At 40.6% G+C, this 362-nt stretch carries 1 pseudogene; it reads left to right on the top strand.

Annotation, left to right across the window (positions count from 1 at the left end):
• Nucleotides 1-327: pseudogene (locus HMPREF2837_RS10055) on the top strand (IS30 family transposase); the annotation flags it as partial.
• Between the last annotated feature and the right edge of the window lie 35 nt (nucleotides 328-362).

The following is a 362-nucleotide window of genomic DNA, read 5'->3' on the forward strand; positions in this document are numbered from 1 at the left end:
CCTCAAACTATCCACACTGAAATCAAGCGCGGGATAGTCCTACAATGCCTTGGAAAAGGGCGCTTCAAAAAGGTTTATTCTGCCTACTATGCTCAACAAGCTTATGAAAGCAATCGCAAGCGCTCGGTCAAGAAATCAAGCTTAACCAAGGAACTAAAGGAAAAGATTCTCCACTATCATAATCAAAAGTTTTCTCCTGAAATGATGGTCAAGGCTAAAGGGGTTAACGTGGGCATTTCTACCATCTACTACTGGATCCATCATGGAAAATTGGGGTTAACCAAACAGAATCTGCTTTATCCTAGAAAAGGAAAATCTGTTAAGAAATAAGCTAGCACCAATTTTAAACCCGCTGGTCAATC

Origin of the sequence: Streptococcus sp. HMSC071D03, assembly GCF_001812125.1 — a bacterium.
Taxonomy (GTDB): domain Bacteria; phylum Bacillota; class Bacilli; order Lactobacillales; family Streptococcaceae; genus Streptococcus; species Streptococcus pseudopneumoniae_N.